This window comes from Streptomyces sp. NRRL S-495, assembly GCF_000966955.1.
GTDB classification, from domain to species: Bacteria; Actinomycetota; Actinomycetes; order Streptomycetales; family Streptomycetaceae; genus Kitasatospora; species Kitasatospora purpeofusca.
This window is the reverse complement of the sequence record NZ_JZWY01000592.1, coordinates 1-15,894: the sequence shown is the minus strand read 5'-3', so window position 1 is coordinate 15,894 and position 15,894 is coordinate 1. Positions and strand designations below refer to the sequence as shown.

The window sequence follows — 15,894 nt, the reverse complement described above, 5'->3', positions numbered from 1 at the left end:
GGCCGGTGCGGGCCGACCGGGCCGTGAGGACCGCCCGTCCGGCGACGACCGACAGCGCCACCAGCACGGCCGCCGCCATCACCGGGAAGGCGTCGACCACCCAGCGCACGGCCGCCGAGGCGAGGGCCTTGCCCTGCACGGCGTCGGCCCCGTCGGCCCCGACGGCCCCGACGGCCCAGGCGGTGCCGGCCCTGGCGGCCAGGACCACGGGCGGCGCGGCGATGACGACCCACCAGCGCCCGCGGCGGGTGCAGCGGGCCACCGCGACGCCGGTGCCGAGGACGGCGCCGAGGGCGAACAGCGGGCCGCCGCCGTTCCCGGTCAGCTCCCCGGCGATCGCGCCGGCCAGCGGCAGCCCGGTCGCGGCCAGCAGGACCGCCGCCGTCCCACCGGGGCGGGGCAGTGGGGCCGCTCCGCCGGTGCCTCTCGCGTGTTGCCCGACCATGCCCCACACCCCTTCCGCCGTGCCCCCGAATGAACTTCTACAATGCTGTAGAGCAAGAGTGGAGCATACAAACCCGTCCCCGTGAAATCACCCCGGCCCCACCCGCCACCTCGCCACCACCGGACCTCCCGTCCGGGAAAACGGCAGGTCAGGGGCGGCTAGGATGAACACGAACCGGGCGGAACGAACAGAAGGACCATCATGTTCGAGCACCTCAAGAACCTCGCTGACAAGGCCACCGACCTCGCCCGCGAGCACAGCGGCGCCGTCACCCAGGGCCTGGACAAGGTCGCCGGGATCGTCGACGGCAAGACGGACGGCAAGTACAGCGGGCACATCGACACCGCCACGGGCAAGGCCAAGGACTTCGTCAACGGTCTGGACGAGTCCAAGTAACGCCGACGCGGACCCGCCCCGGTCGGCCGGGCCGGTCCGGGGCGGGTCCGCGTCGGTCGGCCGTCAGACGGTGGCGGCCAGGCGCTCGATCCAGCGGGCCCGCCACGCGAGCGCGTCCCGGACACCCTCCGCGATGCTCCGGCGCGGCTCCCAGCCGAGCAGTTCGCGCGCCGCCGTCACATCGCTGTAGCAGCCGAGCACGTCACCGGGGCGCGGCTCCGCCTCCCGGACGTCCAGCTTCTCACCGATCGCCTGCTCGAAGGCCTCGACCAGCTCGCGGACCGTGGTGCCGTCACCGGTACCGATGTTGACGACCCGGTAGCGGTCCTCGGCCCCGGGCCGGACCACCTCGTCGAACCGGACCAGCGCGGCGACATGGGCGTCGGCGACGTCCTGGACGTGGATGTAGTCCCGGATCCCCGAGCCGTCCCGGGTGTCCCAGTCGACACCCGTGATGGTGAAGGGGGTGCCGTTGACGTGCGCCTCGATCAGCTTGCCGAGCGCGTGGCTCGGCGAGAGGTCCTGGAGACCGGTCCGGAGCTGCGGGTCCGCGCCGATCGGGTTGAAGTAGCGCAGCGCGACGACCCGCGTCCCGTCGGCGTCGGCGCCCCGGGTCCAGTCCTGGAGCACCTGCTCCATCATCTGCTTGGTGCGCGCGTACGGGCTGCTCCCGTCGACCGGGCAGCTCTCGTCGACCCGGCCGGTCGGGGTGGGCCGGTAGATGGAGGCGGAGCTGCTGAAGACCACCCGGGTGCAGCCGTTGCGCTGGAGCGACTCCAGCAGCTCGACGGTCTTGCCGACGTTCTCCCGGTAGTAGAACAGCGGCCGCGCGACCGACTCGGGGACGACGATCCGGGCGGCGCAGTGCAGCGTCGCGTCGATGTCGGGGTGCTCCGCGAAGATCCGGTCGACCAGCGCCGCGTCCGCGATGTCCCCCTGGTAGAACTCCCGGCCCTCGACGAACTCGGCCCGGCCCTTGGAGAGATCGTCGAGGACGACCGGGGTGACGCCCGCGTCCAGCAGCGCGGACGCCACGGTGCTTCCGATGAAGCCTGCCCCGCCGGTGATCAGTACCTTCCGCACGATCCGCATGCTCCCTTGCCTCGGTACGGGCGCCCCGTGACGCCCGTTGCCGGGGAGGACGAGCGGTTCGCACCCGGCGGTTCCCGGCGGCAGGCCAGCGCGGTCCTGCCGGGGGCCGGCTCGGGGCGGGGCCGGCTCGGGGCGGGCTCAGGAACGGCGGGCGCGGCGGCGCAGGACGAGACCGGCGGTGACCAGGGCGACGGCGGCGACGGCGGTGCCCACGGCGGCCCAGGTGGCGAGGCCGGAGCCGTCGGCGTCGGAAGCGGTGCCCGAGGCGGAGATGCTGGGAGCAGTGCCCGGAGCCGTGGGTCGGACCGTGGGCCCGGCCGTGCCCGGACCGACTGTGCCCGGCCCTGCTGTGCCCGGTCCGGTGGGTGTCGGCAGCGTCGGGTCGGAGATCACCGCGGTCTCGACGTCGAGTTCGCGCTCACCGTGCCCGAGCGAGGGGAACGCGCAGTCCACCACGATCCGCCAGTGGCCGGCCGGCAGGAACTCCCGTGTGGTGTAGGCGCCCGGGCGCCCCGGCACGGCGACCAGCCGCCACGGTCCGGCCGCCCGGCCGTCGGCCGAGGTGGCGGAGAGCGTCCCGGCGAACTGCTCGGTGACCGGGTCGCGGTCGTTCTCCCAGGTCGCGACCGTGGTGACATGCCCGCCGTCCTGGCCGGACACCTCCAGGTGGACGGTGTCGCCGTGCGCGGCGGCGGGGACTGCGGCGGGGGCGAGCACGACCGCCCCGGCGAGGGCCAGGACGGCGAGGGACTGACGGGTGCGGGGCATCGCGGGTCTTCCTCGTGAAGTGGAACGGGCCGGGTGCGGCCGCCACTGCGTCAGCGGCGGCCGCACCCGGCTCGGGGTCCGGGGATCGGGGGTCGAACCCCGGACGTCAGGTGGTCTTCTGCAGGTTCCAGTTCTGGTACGTCTGACCGTTCGGCTTCTGCAGCTCCAGCAGCCAACCGCCGTAGTACCAGCGCTTGCTGGCGCCGAGAACGAGCTCGGAACCGTCGGCGGTCAGGACGACCGCACCGCCGGCGGAGGTGACCCGCCACTTCTGGCCGGCCACGTCCGAGCAGGGGCGCTGCGCGACGTACTGTCCGGCGACCGGGTTGCCGCCGAGCTGCAGGCACTTCTCCGAGCGGACCGACTTGATCCGCAGGGTGCCCGAACCGGCGTCCTCGAAGGTCCACTTCTGGTTGGCGTAGCCCGTGCGCTGGTAGGCGATGGCCACCGTGCCGTCGTTGAGCGAGCTGCCCCAGAGGTCCGCGGCCTGGCCGGTGAGGCCGTTCAGCAGGCTGTAGCGGGTCCCGGGCTGCGGCTTTCCGGCGTCGGCCGAGGTGCGGAAGGCGGCCGCGCGACCCGGCTTGGAGACCGCTCCGGCGGCGTCCCGGACGGCCACCGCGACGGAGTACGAGGTGTCGGGCGCGAGCCGGACCAGGCCGACCACGGTCGCCCGGACGGTACCGATCGTCTCGCCGTTCAGCAGGACGTCGTAGCCGTTCGCGCCGTTCACCGCGGGCCAGCTCAACACGGCCGAGGTCTGGGTGACCTGACTGACCGTCATGGCCGGGCCGGTGGTGCCGCCGGTGGGCGAGGCGGTCGGGCTCGGGGTCGGCGTGGTCGAGCCGGTGGGACTCGGCGTACCGGTCGGGGTCGGGGTACCGGTCGGCGTCGGGGTGCCGGTGCGGGTCGGCGAACCGGTCGGGGTCGGGGTGCCGGTCGGGCTCGCGGTCGGCGAGGCGCTGTTGGTGGCGGTCGGGCTCGCGGTGGGCGAACCGGTCGCGGTCGGCGTGCCGGTGGGCGTCGGGGTGCCGCCGGTCGCGGTCGGCGACGGGCTGCGGGTCGGCGAGTTCGTCGGGGTGGGCGAACCGGTCGGGGTCCGGGTCGGGTCGGGCGTCGGCCCGGTGCCGCCACCGGCGATCAGGAAGCGGTTGTTGGCGACGTTCCAGTGGGTGGCGAGGTAGCTGCCCGGCGCCGGGTCGGTGTGGTAGTAGTCGTCGTGCCGGCAGTCCAGGCGCATGTCACTGGCGTTGTCCGGGCAGACCGTGCGCATCGCCGGGTAGTACGGGGCGTCGGAGTAGCACATGAGGTCCCACTCGTCGACGCAGTGGCCGCCCTTGCTGGAGTTGGGCGCGCTGTTGCTCACCGCGCCCAGGTTGTGGCCGAGTTCGTGCGCGGCGGTGTGGCCGCCCCAGCAGCCCGAGTCGGTCCGGCCGTACGAGGGGCCGAAGTTGCTCAGGTTGTCCTGGCCGGGCCGCTCGTCGCCGGCGAAGGTGCCGATGCCGCAGTACACCTTGGCATCGGCGAAGATCATGTACTTGCGGTCCTTGCGGTTGAGGCCCTGGGCCGCGATCGCACGGTTGCTGGTGTTGAAGTCGGCCATCTCCGCGTCGGACACCTGGATGTTCAACACCGAGGCGGAGCAGTCGGATTCGGTGACGAACCGGACGTGCCGGACGCCACCCGTCTCCTGGGCGCTCGCGTTGTAGATGACGTCGACGTCGGCCGCCCACTTCTTGAAGGAGGCCAGGTACTGGGCGAACCGGTCGTTGCCCGGGGTGTGCGCGTAGACCACCTGGATCCGGTTGCCGGCGCTGCCGTCGCCCTCGCAGACGACACCCTGGCCACCGGCGGCGGGCGCGGCGGCGACTGCCTGGTCACCGGCCGCGTCGGCCAGCAGCGTCTTCGTCGCGGCGTCCAGGACCGGCATCGTTCCCTTCAGCAGGTCGGCGGCGGCGGGCGGTTGGGCATCGGCCGGGGGCGTCAGCGGGGCCGGCTGGGCGACGGCGGCGGCCACCGGCGGGACGTCCTTGCGGATGTCCACGTCCTTCGGCGGCGCGTCCGGGCCGTGGCTGCACAGCTCGCCGCCGGTCACCTCCAGGGAGCCCGCGCAGCGGTCGCCGGCGGGCAGGTTCAGTCCGGCGTAGACCAGGCCGCGCTCGGGCTGGTCCTTGGGTATCTCGTGGATCGGCGCGGCCTTCTGGTCGCGCTTGGGCCCGGGGGCCTTGGTGGCGTGCTCGGCGCTGCCGGTCTCGCCCGTGCCGTCGTCGGCGATCGTGCCGGCCATGGCACCGCCCACGCCGTCGGCCGAACCCGCCACCGCGCTCGCCGCGGCGGTGTCGTGCACCGCGGACGACTCCATGGCGGTGCTGATGCCCAGCGCGCCTGCGACCAGTCCGGCCGCGACCGCCAGTGAGATCAGTGCCGTGCGCTTGCCCGTCCGTCGACGCCGCCGACGGCGGAGCTCCGTGCTCCGGTGCCCCATCGGGTGTCTCCTCTCCTCGTGCGAGGGTCCGACCACCGCTCGGGGTGATGGCCTGAACCTTCCGACACTCCGGAGACCGGCCCGGGCGGGCCGGATAACAAAAACCTCTTTTCGAAATTCGTGCGGGCGGACGAGTGGGTCGGGGCGGGTTGCCCGGTGCGGCCGGTGACACATCGTCGGTACACGCCCGGAGTGCGCCGCGCGGACCCCGGCGCGCGGCGCGCAGTACGCGGTGCGCAGTACGCGGCGCGCGCGGACGGGAACCGGCCGGATCCGTTCGGCTCCGGGGCCGGCGCGGTGCCTCAGGCCGCGACGTCGAGCCGCTGCGCGGCGAGACCGGGGCTGCCCTGCCGGTGCAGCGCGGCGAGACCCGCCGCGAGCCGCTGCGGATCCCCCGCCAGCCAGAACCGGAGGGCGGCCGACAGGGCGGCGCTCGCCGGACCGATCCGCAGCCCGGTCACCGCCGTGATCCGCTCGCCGACCAGCGGCAGCAGATCGGCGACCGGCGCCGGCATCCAGAGTGTGACCGCGCACGGGGCGGGCCGGGCCAGCACCCTCAGCAGCCGCAGCACACCCGCGTCCCCGACCCCTGACGCCGACCCGACTCCGGCCCCGGCCACGGCCCCGGGCCCCGAAGCGACGGGCAGTACCGCCGTCGACTCCGGTCGGGCGGGGAAGGCCGGGAGGACGTGCAGGCTGGGGACGACGTCGATCAGGCCGTCCGCCGCGACGTCGGACATGTCGGCGCCGTGTCCACGCGCGAGTTCGCGCAGCAGGGCCCGCTCGGCGGCCGCGATCCTGACGGTCAGCATGACTTCTTCGCAGTCCATGGTCCCAGTTCCCGTCCAGAGCGTGAGGGTGTGGTCGTCCGTCGTCGGTCGTGTACCGGTCAGCCCTTGCCGATCATTACCTGCCCGTCAGCAGGGGTCTGCTATCGGCGTGATCAAGCCATAGTGGCCGTCGTAGCGGCGGTACAGGATCCGGCCACGCCCGTCGCCGGGGTCGGTGTGGAACACGAAGGGCCAGCAGGTCAGCCAGAGTTGGCGGGCCGCTTCGAGGACGTCCAGCCGGGGCGCCGGGTGCGCGCTCTCCGTCAGCGGCAGGCCCGAGCCGCCGAGCCGGGCGGTGGAATGGGCCCGGACCAGCCGGAATCCCCCGCTCGCGGGCGTCCGGTGGACCACGCTGTCCTGGCCGGTCAGCACGTCCGAGAAGAAGTGGAACCGGTGGTCCAGGGCCAGCATCTCCCGCACCGCCTGCTCGGGTGTGTGCCGGGCGAGGAGCACCGACTTCCGCCGGACGATCCGCCGTTCGGCGAGCGGGCGCGAGGCGTACTGGGGGCGGTAGGAGCTCTCGTACGCCGTCGCGAGCCCGATGTCGCCCAGCTCGCGCAGCCGGACGGCGCGCCCGGCGAGGGTGCCGAGCGCCAGGTCGACCGCCTCCCGGACGGTCACGGCGGCCAGTTCCACCCGGACCCGACCCACGCCCGCCAGGTCCAGCGCGGCCTGGGCGACGGCGGGCCTGGTCACCGACCGGTCGCGCGGCCGGGTGAGCCGGAGCCGGGCGGCGTGCGCGTCCGGTCCGAGGTCCGCGATCAGCGCCAGGCACCGGCTCCGGGCGTACTCCGCGTCCTCGCGGGGCAGTTCGCCCCGGATCTCCACCCGGACGTCGAGGGCGGGCCGGTGGCGCAGACGGGTCATCAGGGGATCCTCCTCGGTTCGGCACCATGCTGGACCCGCGCGCACCCTCCCGCCGAGGGCCGAAAGGCCCTGCCCACCTGGCAGGACGACCCGCGCGGACCCGAACGGTTCGTCCTTCGGCGGAGTCGCCCGCGACCGTCCGGGCGACCCCATCGGGACGCCACGCGTACACCTTGAGGACACTCCACCGATGGGGTGATCCACCCGGGTACGGCGCAACGCTCGCGGGACCGGCGCGTTTCCCATGGCGTGCGCCCTCTGGCAGCGGCGCGCGCGGGGTCCGCGTCGACCGGCCCCGGAACCCGGCTGTCGCGGCGGCGGCTCCGGTGGTAACGCAACGCCGGGCCGTTCGACCGGTCCGACACCGACCGGTCGCGCCGGACCGTCCCACCGGTCCGCCCCCCCGGTCCATCTGGTGAGAGGTGATGTCATGATCCTGACGAACGAGACCCGCAGACCGCCCGCCCCGCCCAGAACCCCCGCGGCAGGGCCCCGCCGAGCGGTCGTTCCCCCGCTCGCCCCCGGCGCACTGCCCGGGCTCGGCCACGCCCCGGCGCTGCTGCGGGACCCGCTCGGCTTCCTCGGCTCCCTCTCGCGGTACGGCGATGTGGTCCGGATCCGCCTCGGCCCGCGCACGGTCTGCGTCGTCACCGACGCCGGACTCGTCCACACGCTGCTGGTCGCACTCGCCCACGACTGCCCGCGCGGCGCCGTCCAGGACACCCTCAAGACGGCCTTCGGCGACGGCCTACTGATGTCCGAGGGCCGCGCCCACCGCGACCGCCGCCGGATCATCCAGCCCGCCTTCGGCCCGGACCGGATGGCCGACTACCTGGCCGTCATGCACCGGGTCACCGAGGAACGGGCCGACCGCTGGCACCCCGGCCAGGTCCTCGACGTGGCCAAGGAGATGAACCACCTCGCGCTGGAGATCGTCACCCGCGCGCTGTTCGACGCCCGGCTGAGCGAGGACGCCACCCTGGCCTTCCACCGCGCCCTGCCCGACCTGGTGAAGGGGCAGATCGTCCAGTCCCTCTACCCGCACCCGGCGCTCGCCCGGCTGCCGCTGCCGGTCAACCGGCGCTTCGACGCCGCCGTCCGGGTGCTCAACCGCGTCGTCGACCAGGCCGTCAACGGCACCGCGCCCGGCGGCCGCTACGGCGCGCACAGCGGGCCCGACGGGGCCGGAAGGCCCGGCGGGTCCGGAAGGCCCGGCGGGTCCGGCGGGCGCGGCACCGGCGCGGCCGGTGGCGGGGGCGCGAGCGGCTGCCCGATGAGCGGGGACGGGGCCCGGCGCCCCACCCTGCCCGCCCTGCTGCGCGCCGCCGTCGACCCCGCCACCGGCCGGCCGCTCACCGAGGCGGACGTCCGCTCCGAGGCGATCACCATGTTCGGCGCGGGCACCGAAACCGTCTCCACCACGCTGACCTGGCTGATCGACGAACTGGTCCGGCACCCTCACATCGAAGCCCGCGTCCTGGCCGAGTTGGACGAGCACCTCCCGGCCGGGACGGTGCCCACCCCGGAAGCCCTCGCCCGGCTCCCCTACACCCGTGCCGTCACCCAGGAGGTCGTCCGGCTGCACGCGCCGAACGCCTTCCTGATGCGCACCGCGCGCGTCCCGGTCACGCTCGGCGCCTACCGGATCCCGGCCGGCACCGAACTGCTCTACAGCCTCACCGCCGTCCACCGCGACCCCGCGCTCCACCCGGACCCGCTCCGGTTCGACCCCGGCCGCTGGTACGACGCCGACGGGGCGGAGGGAACGGGCACCGGCGGTACCGCCGCGGCCCGCCAGGCCTTCCTCCCGTTCGGCGCCGGCAAGCACAAGTGCATCGGCGAGGCCTTCGCCTGGGCCGAGTTGACCGTGGCGACCGCCGCCATCCTGCGCCGCTGGCGCCCGACGGCCGTCCCCAACGCGCGGGCCCGCGAGGTCGTCTGGACGACCGTCCAGGCCCAGGGCCTGCGGGTGCGGCTCGCGCCGCGCGGCGGCAACCGGACCGCGCACGCCCCCGGCGCGCGCCGCACCCCCGCGCCTGGCGGCCGGGACGACGCTCCGGCCCGGTGCCTGCCGATCGCCGGCCCGCGCCGGTCGACCCTGCTGCCCGCCCGGTCGACCGTACTGCCCGGCCGGTCCGCGCCCGGCCGCTCGTACCCGGCGGCGCTACACACCACCGCCCTGCGGACCGCCGCCCGGACGGTCGCCCGCACCGCTTCGCGCACGGCTTCGCGCGCCTCCGATGCGCGGACCGCTTCACGCGCTTCCACTTCACGCACCGCCGATTCGCGCGCCTCCGATGCGCGGACCTCTGATTCACGCACCGTGTCGCGCACCGGCGACCGAACGGGCCCGCGTCCCCGCGGCGGGGGAGGTGGCGGCGAGGCCCTCGCTCCGGGCGCGGGCACCGTCCGGCCCCTCGCCTCCCCCCGGCACCTCGTCCTCCTCGGGCCCGCCACCGCCGTCCCCCGGCCCGCACCGTCCCCCCGCACCGCGCCGTCGCCCCGACCGGCAGGCCACACCGACACGGTCGTCCCCCCGCTCCTCCGGCCCGGCACCGAGGAGGTCCGCACCCCGGCCGAGCTGACCGCCGCCACCGCCCGGCACGGCGACTGGGCGCTCGCCCGCGGCCTGCTCGCCCCGGCCGACCTCGCCCACTACCAGTCCTACGCGCTGCCCGAGCTGATCGGCCACGCCTACCCCCGCGCCCGCGGCGCGGAACTGGACCTGCTGGTCGACATCCTGGGCTGGTTCACCATCCTCGACGACCGCTTCGACGGCCCGCCGGGACGGGACCCGGCCGAGGCCCGCGCCATCGTCGGACCACTGCTCGCCGTCATGGCCGGCCGCCCCGTCCCGGTCGGCGGCTCCAACACCCATCTGCTCGACGCCTGGCGGGAACTGTGGCAGCGCCAGACCGCCCCCATGTCACCGGAGTGGCGCCGGCGCACCGCTGACGAATGGCGCTCCTGCCTGGAGACCTTCCTCGCCGAGACCGCCCACCGGGCCGCGCGCACCCACCCCGACCTCGCCGAGACCGTCCGGCTGCGCCGCCATGCCAGCTGCCTCTATCCGTTCATGGGCATACTGGAGCACGTCCACGGCGGCGAGGCACCGGCCGCCCTGCACCGGGACCCCGCGCTGCACCGCCTGCGCGCGAACACCGCCGACGTGGCGACCCTGATCAACGACCTGTACTCGGCCGACCGCGAGGAACGCCAGCAGGTCGCGGCCTTCAACACCGTGCTCACCCTGCAACGGGTCCGCGGCTGCACCCGGGCCCGGGCGGTCCGCTCCGTCGGGACGAGGATCGCCCGGCTGACCGCGGAGAGCGAGTCGCTGCGCCGCCGGCTGCTGCTCCGCCACCCGGAGGGCGGCTGGTACCTCCACGGCACCCGGGAACTCGTCGAGGGCGTCCACGCCTGGACCAGCACCAGCCGCCGCTACACCGGCGAGGACGCCGCGCGCTGATGCCGATGCCGAGCCCGGGCGGGCCGGGTCACTTCCGGTCGCCGAGGGCGAACAGCAGCAGGACGAAGCCGGCGAACAGGTGCGTGGCGAAGATGTAGATGCCCGCCCGGATCAGCATCGCCCGGCGCCGGGCCTTCTCCTCCAGCGTCGCCCGCTTGTTCGAGGTGCCGTCGCCGCTCGTGCTGCCGTCCGGGCTCGTGGTCCCGTTGCTCGGCGTGGTCCCGTCCGGGCTCATCGGTGGCCCGCCGGGGTCGCGGGGGCCTCGGGCGCGCGCAGCTCGCCGAGCAGCGCGTCCTGGTCGGTGATCAGCTCGGTCAGGATCCGCCGGGCGGCCCGCAGCAGCTCGGCGACGTCCGGTGTGCTGAGGGCGTAGACGACGGTGTTGCCCTCGCGGGTCGCGGTGACCAGCTGGGTCCGGCGCAGGACGGAGAGCTGCTGGGAAAGGTTGGAGGGCTCGATCCGGATCTCGGCCAGCAGCTCGCGCACCGGTCGCGGTCCGTTCTGGAGCAGTTCCAGGACACGGATTCGGACCGGGTGTCCGAGCGTCCGGAAGAACTCCGCTTTCGCCTGGTAGAGCGGGACCGGCATCGTCCGTTCTCTCCTGCGGGTCGGGGATGGGTTCGTTCGCCGCCTGGCGGCGTGAAGCATCATCCTTGCGGATGAAGATTTCTTCAAGTCGTCATCACCGAACACGGAAAGCGGACGCAGAGCGGAGTGAAAGCCGCGGGACGCAGCGGGCACGGAGAGACCACAGTGCGGGCCCGGGATCCAGGGATCCCGGGCCCGCACCGCCCTACCGGGCGGGTGTCATCAACACGGCACCACAACGTCGACGGTCACCGGAACGGGATTCCACGGGTAGGCGGCGGCAGCGAAGGTGCCGTGCACGGTGGAGCCGCACGGAACGGTGCCGCCGACGCCGCGCAGCTGCACGGTGTTGGCGGTGAAGCGGGTGTACCCGCTGATCGAGCCGAGCGACGCGCCGCCGACGACCTGGCCGGACAGGCTGGTGAGCAGCTCGACGGTCTGCGGCCACGGGGTGCCGGGGCTCGGCGGGGCGGCCAGGCTGATCTGCCCGTACAGCTGGACGTTGTTGCCGGTGACCTCGGCGCACGCCCGGGTCGACAGACCGGCCTGCAGGCTGTAGGCGCCGCAGGTGGTGGTGGTGCCGATGGGGCCCGTGGTGGTCTGGGCCGCGCCCGCCTCGGCCGGCACGGCCAGCAGGGCCGCCGCGCCGACGATCCCGGCCGCGGTCAGGGTGAGTCGGTTCATCCGCATGTCCGCTCCTCCTCTTCTCTCTTTGACTGCAAGGAATCAGCATCACCACATGTGACATTTCACATGTGGCATGGCGCAAGACTTTCATGCGATTCCAATGCAGGAAAGGGCCGAGATCCGAACACTCGATGATCAGACTGGAAACTGGCCTTCGATGGCGTGATTTTCGGTCTTCGCTGGCTTGAATCACTACTCGCCCAGCGGCAATCGGCCAGTACTCAGCCGCTGGGCGCTCTCGATCGCCATGTCCATGAACGAGAGCGCGTCGGCCCGCCGGGTGAACGGGTTCGGATAGTGGGAGCGACGCCGCCCACCGTCCCGGATCCGCAGGCACTCGTCCACGATCCGGTACCACCGCTCGTCGAACACCGCCCGGGCGTACTCGCCGGCCCCGCGCTTCGAGGCGATCCGCCCGGTGGCCAGCGTGTAGTGCGCACGGCTCACCCCGAGCACCCCGTGGGCCGGGCCCGCCCCGTTCAGCAGGGCCAGCCCCGACCGAGAGGCGAGCCGCGAGGAGCGCCGCCGCCACGGGCGCCAGTACTCCTCCAGACTTCCGGCCGTCCAGACCGCGAGCTCCCCCGGCCCGGTGTCGATCATCAGCTCCTGCGCCCGTGGACCACAGAGCGTGACGCCGTGCCGCGCCAGGGTGTGCCAGAGCGCCGGTGTGCGGTCGGTTCTCACCCGGTGCCGGACCGTCCCGCCGAACACATGCGCTCCCGGCGCCGCCTGCGCGGGCGGGCCCGCGAGTTCGTGCCAGGTCAGATAGGGGCCATCGAACGCGGGGCGCGGATAACGGGCGGCCAGCCGGGCGTGCGCGCGCTCCAGCCCCGCGAGCTGCGCCGCCGTCACCGGATCGGCGGACACGGCCACGAAGTCGATGTTGCTCCGCGCCGGGTGGAAGTCCCCCAGCGCGGTCGAACCGACCACGTAGAGGCCCTCGACCAGCCCGGGTGCGGCGGCGTCGACCAGGGTCAGGTAGGCGTCGGCGATCTCGTGTACGAGAGGGTGCACAGTCACGGCGGCAAGCCTGCCATCCGGATGACCCTCCGTGTCCGCTCGTTTCCGCTAAGGATCGGCGCGTGTTGGTCAGCTGTGCACCCTCTTCGCGCCACCCTCACTCCCTTTCGCGCCACCCCCTCGCCACCCTCGCCACCCGCGCCACCCCGGGTGGGAGCGGGCGGGCAGGGGTGGCAGGGGGCGGGTGGTCGCCCGGCGGGCGCCGGTGAACGGGCACGGTGAACGGGCACCGGGGCACGAGAAATGGGGCGCGCAGGGACGTGCGGCTTCAGGGGCGCGGGGCGCGCAGGGCGCGCGGGTTCAGGGTCGGCCGAGGGAAGTACGGAGGGTGTCGACGCGGCCGACGGCGCCGCTGAACTCCCCGGCGTCCAGGCGGCCGTCGTCGAGGGCGACGGCGAGGGCCTCGGCGGCGGCGTCGCCCTGCTGGATGTCGCGGGCGGAGCACAGCAGGAGGTCCATGCCCGCCCGGGCCGCGGCGACCGCCCGTTCCCCGGTGTCCCCGAAGGCGGCGAGCGCCCCGGCCTCCAGGGCGTCGGTGACGGTCACCCCGCGGAACCGGAGCCGCCCGCGCAGCTCGCCCTGGACGACGGCGCTCGACAGTCCGGCCGGGCGGTCGGCGTCGAGGGCCGGATAGACCGCCCAGGAGGTCATCACCAGTCGGACCCCGCCGGCAATGGCAGCACGGTAGGGCTCCTCGCCCCGCGCCCGGAGCTCGGCCAGCGGGACCGGCAGGACGACCGGACGCTCGTCGGTGTTCTCCTCCCGCGCCGCGGCACCGAGGCCGGGGAAGTGCTTGGCGGTGGCGGCCACCCCCAACTGCTGCTGGGCGGTGAGGAAGGCGGCGCCCAACTCGGCCACCACCTCGGGCTTTCCGCTGTACGACCGTCCGAAGTGGTCGATGAAGTTGTCCGGTGCGTCGAAGACGTCGAGTACGGGCGCGAGGTTGACGTTCAGGCCCGCGTCGGCCAGGGTGCCGGCCGCTCCCGCGCCGGACCGGGCCGCGTCCCCGGCCGGGTCGGCGGCTGCGCCGGTCTGCCGGGCCGAGTGGACCGGCGCCCCGGGCAACCGACGGACCTTCCCGCCCTCCTGGTCGGTCATCAGCAACAGCGGTGCGCCGGACGGCGATTGCTGCGCCGCAGCCTTCAACAGATCCACCGCCAGCTGGAGTTGCTCGGGCGACGGGGCGTTCTCCTTGAACAGGATGACGCCGGCGGCGCGCCCCGCCCGGATGGTGTCGAGCAGTTCGGGCGGAGGGGTGTCGCCCGGGTAGGAGTAGACGATCCGACGCCCGGCGAGCCGGAGCGAAGCGGTGGTGGGCACGGTGGTCCTCCCGGTGGGAGTCGGGCTCGCCGGGGTCGTCCCGACGGTGCCGGTGGCGGTCCCGGGGTCGCTGCCGGTGCCGGGGGCGGCGGGGGGCGCCTGTACGACCAGGGGCGCGACCGGGCCGAGCACGGTCGCCGGGCCCACCGCCGCCAGCAGCAGCGCCAGGAGCGCGAAGCGGACCGGCCGACCGGGCGTCCGGCGGGTGCTGCGGAGTGACGGGCGGGGCATGGGGCGTCCACGGCGGGGCGTCGACATCCGGCCTCCCTCGGTCGGTCGGGGTCCGGGCCGGTCGGGCGAGCCGGTCGGGCGTGCAGGTCCCGGAACGGCCAGGATCGTCGATCGGTGCGCGGGAGTCGACGGGTTCGACCGCGGACACGCCGCCGGTGCCGCGGACACCGGGACCGGACGGCGTAACAGCAGCAGCCTCACCCCGGGACCGGGGGTCCCGCCTCCCGGAGCAGCCGTCCGAGGACGGCGATGCCCTCCTCGATCTCGCCCGGCGTGCCGGCCGCGTACCCGAGGACCAGCCCCGGCGGGTGCGGCAGCCGGGCGTGCCAGGACAGCGGGTGCACCTTCACCCCGTGGGCCAGCGCCGCCCCCGCGAGCTCGGTGTCGGTGCAGGGCAGACCGTCCGGGAAGGTGAGCATGAGGTGCAGCCCGGCCGCCGCGCCGTGGACCGCGGCGCCGGGCAGATGGGCGGCGACGGCGGCGGTCGTCGCGTCACGTCGGCGCCGGTGGCGGGTGCGCTGCAGTCGGAGGTGGCGCTCCAGGGCGCCCGATTCCATCAGGTGGGCGAGGACCAGTTGCGGAAGCGCGGCGTTGCCGAGGTCGCTGAGCCGCTTGGCGTCCACCAGCGCGTCCCGGTAGCGGGTGGGCGCGAGCACCCAACCGGTGCGCAGCGCGGGGGCGAGCAGCTTGGAGACGCTGCCCAGGTAGAGGACCTGTTCGGGGAGGACACCGCGCAGGGCGGGCACGGGCGGGCGGTCGTAGCGGTGTTCGGCGTCGTAGTCGTCCTCGATCACGAGCCCGCCGTCGGCCGCCCATTGGAGCAGTTCGCGCCGTCGGGCGCCGCCGAGCACCACGCCGGTCGGGAACTGGTGGGCGGGCGTCAGCAGCACGGCGCGGGCGCCGACGGCACGCAGCGCGTCCACCCGGATCCCCTCGGCGTCGACGGGGACGGGTGGGGTGTCGGTGATCCGGTGGCCGAGGTGCTGGCGGGTGCCGAGGGAGCCGGGGTCCTCGACGGCGACCACATCGAGGCCGTCCGCCCGGAGCACCTCGCCGACGAGGGCGAGCGCCTGGGCCGCCCCGGCGACGACGAGGATCTCGCCGGGGTCGGCGCGGATGCCGCGGTTGCGGGCCAGCCAGTCCGCGACGGCGCGACGCAGGGCGGGGGTGCCGCGCGGGTCACCGTAGCCGAAGTCCGGTGCGGCGAGGTCGCGCAGGACGGCTCGTTCGGCGCGCAGCCAGGCGGCGCGGGGGAAGGCGGCAAGGTCGGGGACGCCGGGTGTGAGGTCGATCCGGGCGGGGGCGGTACGGAGGGAGTCGAAGACGGTCGTGGCGGGTACGCCGTCGAACGGCGAGGCGGGCGCGGGGCCGGTGACGGCGGGTTCGCGGCGGGCGGGTTCGGGGCGGGTGCTTCTGGGGCGAGCGGCCGTCGACCGGCCTGTCGTCGGTCGGGCAGCCGTCGACCGGGCGGCCGTCGGCGGGGGTGTCGGCACGGTCTCCGGGGCGAACTGGTCGACCACGACGGTGCCGCCCCGGCCCAGGCCCGCGATCCGCCCCTCCTCGGCGAGGCGGCGGTAGGCGTCCGTCACCACGCCGCGCGAGACCCGCAGGTCGGCGGCGAGCACCCGGGTGGCGGGCAGCCGGCTGCCGACGGGGAGCCGACCGTCATCGATCGCCTCCCGGAGCCGACGCGCCAGCC

At 74.8% G+C, this 15,894-nt stretch carries 14 protein-coding genes; 2 read left to right on the top strand and 12 right to left on the bottom strand.

Annotated features, from left to right (window positions below):
* On the bottom strand, positions 1–445 hold a 445-nt coding region (locus tag VR45_RS28190), incomplete at its 3' end, for a DUF6542 domain-containing protein (protein ID WP_052709439.1).
* Positions 446–646: 201 nt separating this feature from the next.
* Here VR45_RS28190 and VR45_RS28185 point away from each other — a divergent pair.
* On the top strand, positions 647–841 hold the full coding sequence (locus VR45_RS28185) for an antitoxin (RefSeq protein WP_045942669.1): 195 nt from the start codon (positions 647–649) through the stop codon (positions 839–841).
* A gap of 63 nt (positions 842–904) precedes the next feature.
* Here VR45_RS28185 and galE read toward each other — a convergent pair whose 3' ends face one another.
* The 5 genes from galE to VR45_RS46005 all read right to left on the bottom strand — a co-directional run bounded on the left by galE (position 905) and on the right by VR45_RS46005 (position 6,880).
* Positions 905–1,924: a UDP-glucose 4-epimerase GalE gene (gene galE, locus VR45_RS28180; RefSeq protein ID WP_234326243.1), complete on the bottom strand. Its 1,020-nt coding sequence runs from the start codon at positions 1,922–1,924 to the stop codon at positions 905–907.
* 147 nt (positions 1,925–2,071) lie between these two features.
* The gene (locus VR45_RS28175; RefSeq protein WP_045942667.1) at positions 2,072–2,701 is read right to left on the bottom strand and encodes a hypothetical protein; all 630 of its coding nucleotides are present in this window, start codon (positions 2,699–2,701) and stop codon (positions 2,072–2,074) included.
* Positions 2,702–2,807: 106 nt separating this feature from the next.
* A complete protein-coding gene (locus VR45_RS42755; RefSeq protein ID WP_052709438.1) occupies positions 2,808–5,183 on the bottom strand; it encodes an RICIN domain-containing protein in 2,376 nt (791 codons plus the stop codon).
* A gap of 302 nt (positions 5,184–5,485) precedes the next feature.
* Entirely contained in the window at positions 5,486–6,013 is a 528-nt protein-coding gene (locus VR45_RS28165) for a hypothetical protein (RefSeq protein WP_159394380.1), read from the bottom strand.
* Between the two features lie 87 nt (positions 6,014–6,100).
* Positions 6,101–6,880 (bottom strand): sigma 54 modulation/S30EA ribosomal C-terminal domain-containing protein, encoded by a 780-nt coding sequence (locus VR45_RS46005; RefSeq protein WP_045942665.1) that lies wholly within the window; start codon positions 6,878–6,880, stop codon positions 6,101–6,103.
* Between the two features lie 430 nt (positions 6,881–7,310).
* Between VR45_RS46005 and VR45_RS42750 the strand changes: the two genes are divergently transcribed.
* Positions 7,311–10,349 (top strand): cytochrome P450, encoded by a 3,039-nt coding sequence (locus VR45_RS42750; protein WP_052709437.1) that lies wholly within the window; start codon positions 7,311–7,313, stop codon positions 10,347–10,349.
* Between the two features lie 28 nt (positions 10,350–10,377).
* Here VR45_RS42750 and VR45_RS28150 read toward each other — a convergent pair whose 3' ends face one another.
* The 6 genes from VR45_RS28150 to VR45_RS28125 form a co-directional block, all read right to left on the bottom strand.
* Positions 10,378–10,584 carry a DUF6126 family protein gene (locus tag VR45_RS28150; RefSeq protein ID WP_045942664.1) on the bottom strand — a complete coding sequence of 69 codons (207 nt, stop codon included), beginning with the start codon at positions 10,582–10,584 and terminating at the stop codon, positions 10,378–10,380.
* On the bottom strand, positions 10,581–10,937 hold the full coding sequence (locus VR45_RS28145; protein ID WP_045942663.1) for a metalloregulator ArsR/SmtB family transcription factor: 357 nt from the start codon (positions 10,935–10,937) through the stop codon (positions 10,581–10,583). The genes VR45_RS28150 and VR45_RS28145 overlap by 4 nt, the downstream gene beginning before the upstream one ends.
* Before the next feature lie 222 nt (positions 10,938–11,159).
* Positions 11,160–11,621, bottom strand: coding sequence for a hypothetical protein (locus tag VR45_RS28140; RefSeq protein ID WP_159394379.1), 462 nt, complete (start codon positions 11,619–11,621; stop codon positions 11,160–11,162).
* 195 nt (positions 11,622–11,816) lie between these two features.
* Positions 11,817–12,644 carry an aminoglycoside adenylyltransferase domain-containing protein gene (locus VR45_RS28135; RefSeq protein WP_045942661.1) on the bottom strand — a complete coding sequence of 276 codons (828 nt, stop codon included), beginning with the start codon at positions 12,642–12,644 and terminating at the stop codon, positions 11,817–11,819.
* Positions 12,645–12,944: 300 nt separating this feature from the next.
* Positions 12,945–14,195 carry a glycoside hydrolase family 3 N-terminal domain-containing protein gene (locus VR45_RS28130; RefSeq protein ID WP_052709435.1) on the bottom strand — a complete coding sequence of 417 codons (1,251 nt, stop codon included), beginning with the start codon at positions 14,193–14,195 and terminating at the stop codon, positions 12,945–12,947.
* A gap of 197 nt (positions 14,196–14,392) precedes the next feature.
* On the bottom strand, positions 14,393–15,892 hold the full coding sequence (locus tag VR45_RS28125; protein ID WP_052709434.1) for a PLP-dependent aminotransferase family protein: 1,500 nt from the start codon (positions 15,890–15,892) through the stop codon (positions 14,393–14,395).
* Positions 15,893–15,894: the final 2 nt, after the last annotated feature.